This is a genomic window from Kocuria sp. (assembly GCF_030530945.1).
GTDB lineage: Bacteria > Actinomycetota > Actinomycetes > Actinomycetales > Micrococcaceae > Kocuria.
The window spans coordinates 68,993-80,052 of record NZ_JAUMTZ010000002.1 but is presented as its reverse complement, the minus strand read 5'-3'; the positions used below and the strand labels follow the sequence as shown (position 1 = coordinate 80,052).

The following is an 11,060-nucleotide window of genomic DNA, read 5'->3' as shown; positions in this document are numbered from 1 at the left end:
GTGACGGGGGGATTGGGCGGGCCGCGAACCGCTCGCCTAGAGTGGATCCCGGACCTGCCACGACGAACTGTGAGGCTGACACATGGCGCGCATCGGAGAGAGCGTTGACCTCCTCAAATGCTCCTTCTGCGGCAAGAGCCAGAAACAGGTGCGCAAGCTGATCGCCGGCCCGCGCGTGTACATCTGCGACGAGTGCATCGAGCTGTGCAACGAGATCATCGAGGAGGAGCTCACGGAGGTCGCCGAGACCGACCAGACCGAGCTTCCCCGCCCGCAGCAGATCTACGCCCACCTGCAGGAGTACGTGATCGGCCAGGAGCCCGCCAAGCGCGCCCTGGCCGTGGCCGTCTACAACCACTACAAGCGCATCCGCGCGGGCGTCTCCGGGCACACGCTGTCCCTGGCCGGCTCCGACGGAGAGGACGAGGCCATCGAGGTGGCCAAGTCCAACATTCTCCTGGTGGGGCCCACGGGCTCGGGCAAGACCTACCTGGCGCAGTCCCTGGCCAAGAAGCTGGACGTGCCCTTCGCCGTGGCGGACGCCACCTCCCTCACCGAGGCCGGATACGTAGGAGAAGACGTTGAGAACATTCTTCTCAAGCTCATTCAAGCCGCTGATTTCGATCTCAAGAAGGCGGAGCAGGGGATTATTTACATCGACGAGATCGACAAGATTTCGCGTAAGTCGGAGAACCCCTCGATCACGCGTGACGTTTCGGGCGAAGGGGTCCAGCAGGCGCTCCTGAAGATCCTGGAGGGCACCGTGGCCTCCGTGCCCCCGCAGGGCGGGCGCAAGCACCCCCAGCAGGAGTTCCTGCACCTGGACACCACCAACGTGCTGTTCATCGTGGCGGGTGCCTTCGCCGGGCTGGAGGAGATCGTCCAGCAGCGCACGGGCAAGAAGGGCATCGGCTTCGGGGCGCCCATCAAGGACACCTCCGAGATGGACATCGCCGGGCAGGTCCAGCCCGAGGACCTGCTCAAGTTCGGTCTGATCCCGGAGTTCATCGGCCGCCTTCCCGTGGTAACCACTCTCTCAAAGCTCTCCGTGCCGGACATGGTGCGGATCCTCACGGAGCCCCGCAACGCACTGGTCAAGCAGTACCGCAAGCTCTTCCAGCTGGACGGCGTGGAGCTGACCTTCGACCCCCAGGCGCTGGAGGCCATCGCCCGCCTCGCCCTGGAGCGCGGCACCGGGGCCCGCGGGCTGCGTGCCATCCTGGAGGACATCCTCATGCCGGTCATGTTTGACCTCCCGGGCCGCGACGACGTCGCCGCGGTGCTGGTCACCGAGGACGCCGTGGCGAAACTGACCGACCCCGAGATCTTCACGCACGAGAGGATCGACGCCGAGCGGCGTCGTCACAAGACGGCGTGACACTGTAGGCAACGCACGAAAGGACCCCTGATGGCCGAGAAGCAGCACGTGGACTTCTGGTTCGACCCCCTGTGCCCGTGGGCGTGGATGACGTCCCGCTGGATGGAGGAGGTCGTGCGTCAGCGGGACGTGGAGGTGGACTGGAAGATCATCTCCCTGGGCATCCTCAACGAGGACAACCCCGAGAACCACCACAACGGGCACGAGGAATCCATGTGGCTGGTGCGCGTGATCCAGGCCGCGGCGCAGCAGCACGGGGACGAGTACTACAAGAAGCTCTACGACGCCATGGGCACCCGCCGCCACCCGGGCGGCATGAAGGACCTGGCGCAGATCATCACCGAGTCCCTCGCGGAGGTCGGCCTGCCCGCGGAGCTAGCGGACGCCAAGGACTCCACCGAGTACGACGACGCCATCCGCGCCTCCACGGACGAGGCCCGCGCGGTGGCCGGCCAGGACATCGGCACCCCGTGCATCGCCGTGAACGGCGTGGGCTTCTTCGGCCCGGTGTTCACCCCGGCGCCCAAGGGCGAGGAGGCGGGGAGGGTGTGGGACGGCGCCCTGGCGCTGGCGTCCTACCCCGGGTTCTACGAACTCAAGCGCGGCCGCGAGAAGGGCCCGGACTTCAGCTGAGCCCCCGCCCGCGGCACGGACAGAGCCCCGCCCCGGTGGTCGTTGCGACCACCGGGGCGGGGCTCTGTCGCGGGAGGGGTGCCCCCGGAGCGGATCAGCCCTGCTCGGTCTGCTCCAGGACCACGTCGCTTACCGTGAGGTCCCCCTCGGCGGCGGTGAGGGTGAGGTCTGCGGCGTTGCCCGCGGCCAGCAGGTCCTCCAGCCCGGCGCGCAGCTGCTCGAGCCGCTCGGCGGGCGCGGAGACCACCGCGGAGGTCACCGCGGTGCGCTGCTTGACCTTGGCCTCGGACTTGGACTTGCGCAGCCCGGACAGCGCCTCGCCCACCACGGCGAGCACCTCGGGGTCGCCCTGGTCCGCGGGCCCGGAGTAGCCGTCGGTGACGGGCCAGGAGGCGCGGTGCACGGAGCCCCCGCGCCACCAGGACCACACCTCCTCCGTGGCGAAGGGCAGGAACGGCGCGAACAGTCGCAGCACGGTGTCCAGTGTGGTGGCCAGGGCCGCGTGCACCGAGGCCTGGGCCTCCTCCCCGCGGCTGCCGTAGGCGCGGTCCTTCACGAGCTCCACGTAGTCGTCCGTGAAGGTCCAGAAGAAGGACTCGACCAGCTGCAGGGCCCGCGCGTACTCGTAGTCGGCGAAGGCCACGGTGGCCCGCCGCACCACGTCCGCCAGCTGGGCGAGCAGGGCGCGGTCCAGGCCGTTGGTGACCACGGAGCCGTCCGTGCCCGAGCCCAGCACCGAGTCCTGCGTGACGCCCTGCGCGAGGACGAACTTGGAGGCGTTGAGCAGCTTGATGGCCAGGCGGCGCCCGATCTTCATCTGTCCCTCGTCGTACGCGGTGTCCGCGCCCAGGCGCGCCGAGGCCGCCCAGTAGCGCACGGCGTCCGCGCCGTACTTGTCCAGGACGTCGTTCGGCACCACCACGTTGCCCTTGGACTTGGACATCTTCTTACGGTCCGGGTCCAGGATCCACCCGGACAGCGCCGTGTTGGTCCACGGCACCGTGCCGGCCAGGGTCTCCGCGCGCACCACGGTGGAGAACAGCCACGTGCGGATGATGTCGTGGCCCTGCGGGCGCAGGTCCATGGGGAACGTCTTGGCGTGCAGGTCCTCGTCCACACCCCACCCCGTGGCGATCTGCGGGGTCAGGGAGGAGGTGGCCCATGTGTCCAGGACGTCCGGGTCCGCCGCGAACCCGCCCGGCTGGTCCCGCTGCTCCTCGGTGTAGCCGGGTGCGGTGTCCGTGGCGGGGTCCACCGGCAGCTGCTCGGGGGAGGGCAGCACGGGGTGCTCGTAGTCCGGCTCCCCGGAGGCGTCCAGCGGGTACCAGACGGGGAAGGGGACGCCGAAGAAGCGCTGGCGGGAGATCAGCCAGTCCCCGTTGAGGCCCTCGATCCAGTTCTCGTAGCGCGAGCGCATGAACGAGGGGTGCCAGGACATCTCCCGGCCGCGCTGGATCAGGGTCTCCCGGCGCTCGGGATCCCGGCCGCCGTTGCGAATGTACCACTGGCGGGAGGTGACCACCTCGAGGGGCTTGTCGCCCTTCTCGTAGAAGTTCACGGGGTGCATGATCTTCCGCGGCTCGCCGTCCAGCTCCCCGGACTCGCGCAGCATGTCCACCACGGCCTTCTGGGCGGAGAACACGGTCTTCCCGGCCACCTCGGCGTAGCGCTCGGCGGGAGCGCCCTCCGCGATCCACTCGGGGCGCTCGGCCTGGAAGCGGCCGTCCCGGCCGATCAGGGCGCGGGTGGGCAGGTCCAGCTCGCGCCACCACGTGACGTCCGTGAGGTCGCCGAACGTGCAGATCATGGCGATGCCCGAGCCCTTGTCCGGCTTGGACAGGGGGTGCGCACGCACCTCCACCGCCACGTCGAACAGGGGGGAGCGCACGGTGGTGCCGAAGAGGTGCTGGTAGCGCTCGTCGTCCGGGTGGGCCACCAGAGCCACGCACGCGGGCAGCAGCTCGGGGCGGGTGGTCTCGATGAAGACTTTCTCCCCGTCCGGGCGGTGGAACGGGATGCGGTGGTAGGCCCCCTCGCGCTCACGGTCCTCGAGCTCGGCCTGGGCCACCGCGGTGCGGAACGTGACGTCCCACATGGTGGGGGCCTCCGCCATGTAGGCGTTGCCGGCCTCGTAGTCCTTCAGGAAGGCCAGCTGCGAGACCTTGCGGGAGTGCGCGTCGATCGTGCGGTAGGTCCGGGTCCAGTCCACGGACAGGCCCAGGGTGGAGAAGAGGTGCTCGAAGACCTTCTCGTCCTCCACGGCGAGCTCTTCGCACAGCTCGATGAAGTTCTGGCGGGACACCACGTCCCAGTCCCGCTGGTTCTTGGCCGGCTTCTCCGGCGGGCGGTACCCCTCCACGTACGGCCGGCCGGGCTCGCAGCGCACGCCGTAGTAGTTCTGGACGCGCCGCTCGGTGGGCAGCCCGTTGTCGTCCCAGCCCAGCGGGTAGAACACGTTCTTGCCGCTCATGCGCTGGTAGCGGGCGATCACGTCCGTCTGCGTGTAGGAGAACATGTGCCCCACGTGCAGCGAGCCGGAGGCCGTGGGCGGGGGAGTGTCGATGGAGTACACGGAGTCCCGGTCCGTGTCCTCGCGGAACGCGTAGGTCCCGTTCTCGCGCCACTGCGCGGCGTACTTCTCCTCGAGGCCCTCCAGGGCGGGCTTCTCGGGGACGCTCACCGCGGCGGCGTCCGTGGTGGTTCCAGGGGTCGTGGGCGTGTCTGTACCCGTCGTCTCATGTGCCATGGGCCCAGTCTCTCACGTGCCTCCCGGGCCCTGCTCCGGCCCGAGGACGGCTCGGCCCCCTCTGCCGGTTCGGCCGCAACCCCGGTCCGGGGCGGGGCTGGCGACGACGCCGCGGGGCGGCCGCGCGGCGTCGTCGCCCTTCCCTGCGGGGTCGGCGGAGCGGCGTCCGTAGACTGTGCGCCATGGCACACGAGAACGGATCCGCGTACGGCACTCCGGCCCCGCTGGGGGTGGGGAAGGTGGCGGTGGTCTCCGGCGCCTCCTCCGGGATCGGGGAGGCCACGGTCCGGCGGCTGCGCGCGAGCGGGTGGACCGTGTACGCCGTGGCGCGGCGGGCGGAGCGGCTCAGGGCGCTGGCGGCGGAGACCGGCGCGGTGGCCGTGCCCACGGACGTCACGGACCAGGCGCAGGTGGACGCGCTGCGGGACCGGGTGCTCGCCGAGGAGGCCACCGTGGACGCGGTGCTCAACATCTCCGGCGGGGCACGCGGCACGGACTCCGTGCTGGACGCGGACGTGGCCGGGTGGCAGTGGATGTACGACGTGAACGTGCTGGGCACCCTGCGCGTGACCCGCGCGTTCCTCCCCGCCCTGCGGGCGAACGGCGAGGGCACCGTGCTGAACCTCACGTCCCTGGCCGCGTGGCGCGCGTACGAGGGCGGCGCGGGATACAACGCCGCCAAGCACGCCGAGCGCGCCATGACCGAGGCGCTGCGGCTGGAGGAGGCCGAGCACAACGTGCGGGTGGTGGAGATCGCCCCCGGTCTCGTGCACACCCCGGAGTTCTCACTGCGGCGCCTGGGCGGGGACGAGGAGCGGGCCCGGAAGGTCTACGAGGGCGTGGAGAAGCCCCTCACGGGGGAGGACGTGGCGCAGGTGTGCGCGTTCGCCGTGGAGCTGCCGCACCACGTGAACGTGGACACCCTCACGCTGAAGCCGGTGGCGCAGGCCGCCCCGCACAAGGTGATCCGCCGGGGTCTCTGACCCACCGCAGAGAGCGCAGAGTGTGAGGCCTGCCCCGGTTGCAGCCCACCCGGACATGAATTAGGTTAGCCTGGCCTTATCAAATTTTGTGTCCGAGGAGCTTGCATGTCCCGCGAACCGTCACCGTCCCGTCAGCGTCAGCTGAACCGCCGCACCCTGCTGGGCTCCGGCCTGGCCCTCGCCTCCGTGGTGGGGCTCGCGGCGTGCTCCACCGGCTCTCGCGGGGGTGACGACGTCACGGCGTCCCCCGGCGCCACCGCGTCCTCCACGCCCACCGACACCTTCCCGGTGGACGTCAAGCACGCCCTGGGCACCACCACCGTCAAGGCGGCCCCGCAGCGCGTGGTGTGCGTGGGCGCGAGCAACACCCAGGACTTCGTGGCGGCGCTCGGTGTGATCCCCGTGGGCATGACCAAGGTCTCCTGGGGCGGCAACGACAAGGGCTCCACCGACTGGTTCGACGCCAAGGTCTCCCAGCTGGGCGGCGAGACCCCCAAGACCATGGACGAGTCGGACGGCATCAACTTCACCGCCGTGGCCGAGATGACCCCGGACCTGATCATCGCCGTGAACTCCGGCGTGACCAAGGAGGAGTACGAGCGCCTCACCAAGATCGCGCCCGTGGTCGCCTACCCCACGGGTCCCTGGGTCAACTCCTGGCAGGACATGCAGCGCGTCACCGCCCAGGCCCTGGGCCGCTCCAAGGCCGGCGACGACCTCATCTCCCAGACCGAGGAGCTCGTGACCAAGCGCTCCGGCGACCTCGGCGACGCCAAGGGCAAGAGCTTCATCTACGGCGACGTCACCCAGTCCCTGGGCTTCTACGGCCCCACGGACGGCCGCCCCCGCTTCTTCAAGGAGATGGGCATGACCCTGGCCTCCGTGGTCACGGACAACATCTCCGACAAGGAGTTCTGGCGCGAGTGGCCCAAGGAGCGCGCGGACGAGCTCAAGAGCGACCTGTTCGTCGCGGCCGCCGCGGACGACGCCCAGGCCGAGAAGTTCCGCACCGACTCCGTGCTGAAGACCATCCCGGCCATCGCGGACGGGCACTCCATGTTCCTCACGAGTCAGCAGGACGTCCTCTCCGGGTACTCCTCCTCGCCGCTGTCCATGCCGCACGCGCTGGACGCGCACATCCCGGCCATCAAGAAGGCGCTGGGGGTCTAGTCCTCGTGACGCTCAGCACCACCGCCGCGTCCCGCGGCACCTCCCGCCCCGCCCCGAGCACCGCCACCGCGGCCCGCTCGGGGCGGGGCGCGGGTGTGTGGGTCCTTCTCGCGTTCCTCCTCGTGGTGGCGGCCGTGCTGTCCGTCTCGTGCGGCTCCCGCCCCATTGACGCGGCCACCACGTGGCGGGTGGTCCCGCACGTGTTCTTCGGCGACCCCGGCGCCGTGCCCGGCGTGGCACCCCTGGACGGCGCGGTGGTGGAGTCCCGCGTGTGGCGCACCGCCGCCGGGATCCTCACCGGTGCCGCCCTCGCGGTGGCCGGCGCCCTGCTGCAGGGAGCCACCCGCAACCCCCTCGGGGACCCCGGCATCCTGGGGCTCACCGCCGGAGCCGCGCTCGCCGTGGTGGCCGGCGGGGCCTTCTTCGGCCTCTCCGGGGTCACGCACCAGCTGTGGCTTGCCGCCCTGGGGTCCGCGGTGGCCATGGCCGCCGTCTACGCCCTGGCCTCGGCGGCCCGCGGCGGGGCTCGACCCGTGACACTCGCGCTGACCGGCGCCGCCGTCTCCGCGGGTCTCACCGCCCTGACCAGCGCGGTCCTGCTCAGCCACCAGGCCACGTTCGACAGCTTCCGCCGCTGGCAGGTGGGGGAGCTGTCCCGGCCGGACGGCACCTTCCTGGTGCTCGCGACCCCCGGGATCCTGGTGGGGCTCGCACTCGGCTGCTCGCTTGCCCGGTCGCTCGACGCACTCAGCCTCGGCGACGAGCTGGGCCGCGGACTCGGCACGCACCCCGCCCTGACCCGCTCGCTCGCCGGTCTGGCGGTCGTGCTCCTGGCGGGGACCTCCACCGCCCTCGTGGGCCCGCTCGTGTTCTGCGGGCTGCTCGTGCCCCACGCTATGCGGGTGTTCCTGGGTGTGTCCTACCGCCGCGTCCTCCCGGCCTGCGTGCTGGCGGGGCCCGTCATCGTGCTCGTCGCGGACGTCCTCGCGCGGGTGCTGGTGCCGGACCGCGAGATCCAGGTGGGCATCGCCCTCGTGGTGATCGGCGCGCCGGCCCTCGTGGCCGTGCTGCGCGGCAAGGCGGTTGCCTCGTGAGCACCACCGCGGTGGACCGCTCCACCTCCCGCCGCACCGCGTCCGCCCCTGCTTCCGGGTCCGTGGCCGCCGTGCGCGCCGGCCGCGCCCGCGCACGACGCCGCACGCTGCGGGTCACGCTCGCCCTGGCGGTGGCGCTGCTGCTCGCCTCCTTCGCGCGCATCGCGCTGGGCAAGTTCACCGTGGCGGTCCCGGACCTGGTCGCGGTGCTCTCCCACGACTACACCGGGCCCGCCAACTACATCGTGTGGGAGATCACCCTGCCGCGCACCGTGCTGGGCATCCTCACCGGGATCGCCTTCGGGCTCGCGGGGCACCTGTTCCAGCGGGTGCTGCGCAACCCCCTGGCCTCCCCGGACATCATGGGCGTCTCCTCCGGAGCCGGGCTGGGCGCGGTCGTGGCCATCACCCTCGGCGGGCTCTCCGGGATGGCCGTCACGGTGAGCGCCCTGGTGGGCGGCTTCGGGCTCATGCTCGCGGTCATCCTGGCCGCGGGGGGCACCCGGGCGAACATCGGCAAGCTCGTGCTCACCGGCGTGGCCGGTGGGGCCCTCACGGCCGCGGCGATCAACGGCGTGCTCACCCGGGCGGACATCTACGCCGCCCAGGACGCCATGCAGTGGCTCACCGGTTCGCTGAACGCCGCCTCGTGGGTGGACATCGCCCAGGTGGCGCTGTGCCTGCTGGTGCTGCTGCCCCTGAGCGCCCTGCTGACCCCGTCGGTGGACGCACTGGGCACGGGCGACTCCCTGGCCTCCGGGCTGGGGGTGCGCGTGCAGCGCGCGCGGCTCACGGCGCTCACGCTCGCGGTGGTGCTGGTGGCGGTGGCCGCGGCCACCGTGGGGCCCGTGGCGTTCGTGTCCTTCCTGGCGGCGCCGATCGCCCGGGGGCTCGGCAGGGGCGCGGGCAGCGCCCACCACGCCGCCCTCGTGGGGGCGCTGCTCATGGTGGTCTCCGACTACGTGGCGGCCGAGGCCATCCCGGGCCTCGCACTGCCCGTCGGCGTGGTCACCGCGGCGGCGGGTGCGCCCGCGCTGCTCTGGTTGCTGATCGGGCGAGGAAAGGCGGAGGCATGACCACCCAGGAGCGAGAGATGCGGCGCGCGGCGCGGAGCGGGACGGCCGCGGCCGAGGCGCCCGCGGCGGCGTCGGACGTGACCGTGCGCGGTCTCGCCGCCGGGTACGGTGGCACGCCGGTGCTGCGGGACGTGGACCTCACGTTCCCCGCGGGCCGGGTCACGGCGCTGGTGGGGGCCAACGGCTGCGGCAAGTCCACCTTGCTGAAGACCTGCGCCCGCCAGTTGAACCCCCTGGCCGGGCAGGTGCTCGTGGGCGGGGAGGACGTCGGCGACTGGCACCGCGCCCGCTTCGCGCGCACCGTGGGCTTCCTGCCGCAGGACCCCGTGGCGCCCGAGGGCGTGAGCGTGCGGGAGCTCGTCTCCCGCGGCCGCCACCCCCACCGCGGGGCCTTCGGCCGCTGGCGCGCCCAGGACGACGACGCCGTGGCCGAGGCGCTCGAGCTCACGGGACTGTGCGACCTCATGGACCGGCAGGTCACGGACCTCTCGGGCGGTCAGCGCCAGCGCGTGTGGATCGCCCTGGCCCTGGCGCAGCAGACCGGCGTGCTGCTGCTGGACGAGCCCACCACCTACCTGGACATCGCCCGGCAGGCGGAGATCCTGGACATCCTGTGCCGGCTGCAGCGCTCCCGCGGGATCACGCTGGTCATGGTGCTGCACGAGCTCTCCCTGGCCGCGCGCTTCGCGGACGTGCTGGTGGCCATGAAGGACGGCGCCGTGGTGGCCCGGGGCTCCGCCGAGGAGGTCATGACGGACGCCGTGGTCAGCCGCGTGTTCGACATGCGGGCCCGGGTGCTCCACGACGACATGACGGACGCCCGCGTGGTGATCCCCCTGCCCACCACCGACAGGACCGACGACAGCGAGGTGCTCTCATGACCCATCTGGCGTGCGTGAACGCCACCGTCACCCGGCGCGAGAGGCTCAGCGACCACCTGGTGCGCGTGCGGGTGGCCGGTGAGTCCCTGCGACAGCTGCCGTGGGGTGCACAGGGCCCCGGGCCCCGTGCGGATGCCTACGTCAAGGTGCTGATCCCGCCCACGCCCGGCGCCACCGTGGACGTGGACCTCTCCGACATGGGCCGGTGGCGGCGCGAGTACATGGCGACCCCGCCCGAGCGCCGCGGCTGGATGCGCACCTACACGGTGCGCGACGCCGCCACCGTGGAGCTCGCCGGGACCGTGGTCCCCGAGCTCGCGATCGACGTGGTCATCCACGAGGACCCGGAGCTCGGCATGGGCCCGGGAGCCACGTGGGGGGACACGGTGCGCGAGGGCGACACCGCCCAGCTGCTCGTGCCCGGGGGAGAGGGCACCTGGTGGGCCGCGTGGGACGAACGCCGGGCCGCCGGACAGGACGTGGTGGTCGCCGGGGACGAGACGGCGCTGCCCGCGGTCTCCGCGATCGTCGACGGCATCGAGAAGGGCGTGCGGGTCAACCAGGACCCGGCCACCGCGTACGTCCCGCCCCGCTCGGTCACCGTGGCCGTGGAGGTCCCCGAGACCTGCGACGCCGTCGTCCCGGCGGGACCGCGGGCCCTGGCCCGGGCGGCGTCGTCCGAGGACGGCCACACCCGGCGGGTGACGCTGGAGGGCGGCACGGAGCTCACGTGGACCTGGCTGCCCCGCGGGCGCCGCGAGCGAAACCTGGAGCTCGAGCTGTGGCTGTGGGAGCGGCTGTCGGAACGCGCGCGGCGCTACTGGCACGCCGGGGACCCGGACGTCGAGCGCTGGCAGGACGACACCGACTTCGTGTGGGACACCGCCCGCTCCGAGGGGCGGGGGACCTACTGGTTCCTGGCGGCGGAGTCCGCGGCCGTGAAGTCGCTGCGGCGCATGTGCGTGAGCGGGGGAGTGCCCAAGACCGACATCTCCTTCATGGGGTACTGGAAGCAGGGCGCCGCCACCGAGTGAGGGAGCGGGCCGTCGGCGGACGCGGACACCGTGCGGACGGTCGTGGCGGCGCCGCGGCCTGCGGC

The 11,060-nt window shown here is 72.1% G+C and carries 9 protein-coding genes; 8 read left to right on the top strand and 1 reads right to left on the bottom strand.

Annotated features, from left to right (window positions below; all coding sequences use genetic code 11):
- Positions 1–82: 82 nt before the first annotated feature.
- Together clpX and Q4A22_RS02795 are read left to right on the top strand one after the other, a co-directional pair.
- The gene (gene clpX, locus Q4A22_RS02800; protein WP_303177054.1) at positions 83–1,378 is read left to right on the top strand and encodes an ATP-dependent Clp protease ATP-binding subunit ClpX; all 1,296 of its coding nucleotides are present in this window, start codon (positions 83–85) and stop codon (positions 1,376–1,378) included.
- A 30-nt stretch (positions 1,379–1,408) separates the two neighbouring features.
- Positions 1,409–2,011, top strand: a complete 603-nt coding sequence (locus tag Q4A22_RS02795) for a DsbA family protein (protein WP_303177053.1) — start codon at positions 1,409–1,411, stop codon at positions 2,009–2,011.
- Positions 2,012–2,105: 94 nt separating this feature from the next.
- Here the strand turns inward: Q4A22_RS02795 and valS are convergent, their stop codons facing one another.
- Complete coding sequence (valS, locus tag Q4A22_RS02790; protein WP_303177052.1) at positions 2,106–4,757, bottom strand: valine--tRNA ligase; 2,652 nt, start codon at positions 4,755–4,757, stop codon at positions 2,106–2,108.
- Positions 4,758–4,939: 182 nt separating this feature from the next.
- On the opposite strand from valS, the gene Q4A22_RS02785 reads away from it, so the two are divergent.
- The 6 genes from Q4A22_RS02785 (at position 4,940) to Q4A22_RS02760 (ending at position 10,995) form a co-directional block, all read left to right on the top strand.
- Positions 4,940–5,740 carry an SDR family oxidoreductase gene (locus Q4A22_RS02785; RefSeq protein ID WP_303177051.1) on the top strand — a complete coding sequence of 267 codons (801 nt, stop codon included), beginning with the start codon at positions 4,940–4,942 and terminating at the stop codon, positions 5,738–5,740.
- A gap of 105 nt (positions 5,741–5,845) precedes the next feature.
- Positions 5,846–6,910: an ABC transporter substrate-binding protein gene (locus Q4A22_RS02780; protein ID WP_303177050.1), complete on the top strand. Its 1,065-nt coding sequence runs from the start codon at positions 5,846–5,848 to the stop codon at positions 6,908–6,910.
- 5 nt (positions 6,911–6,915) lie between these two features.
- Entirely contained in the window at positions 6,916–8,004 is a 1,089-nt protein-coding gene (locus Q4A22_RS02775; protein ID WP_303177049.1) for an iron ABC transporter permease, read from the top strand.
- The gene (locus Q4A22_RS02770; protein WP_303177048.1) at positions 8,001–9,080 is read left to right on the top strand and encodes an iron chelate uptake ABC transporter family permease subunit; all 1,080 of its coding nucleotides are present in this window, start codon (positions 8,001–8,003) and stop codon (positions 9,078–9,080) included. The genes Q4A22_RS02775 and Q4A22_RS02770 overlap by 4 nt, the downstream gene beginning before the upstream one ends.
- Positions 9,077–9,961 (top strand): ABC transporter ATP-binding protein, encoded by an 885-nt coding sequence (locus Q4A22_RS02765; protein ID WP_368410540.1) that lies wholly within the window; start codon positions 9,077–9,079, stop codon positions 9,959–9,961. The genes Q4A22_RS02770 and Q4A22_RS02765 overlap by 4 nt, the downstream gene beginning before the upstream one ends.
- Entirely contained in the window at positions 9,958–10,995 is a 1,038-nt protein-coding gene (locus tag Q4A22_RS02760; protein WP_303177047.1) for a siderophore-interacting protein, read from the top strand. The genes Q4A22_RS02765 and Q4A22_RS02760 overlap by 4 nt, the downstream gene beginning before the upstream one ends.
- The last annotated feature ends 65 nt before the right edge of the window (positions 10,996–11,060 follow it).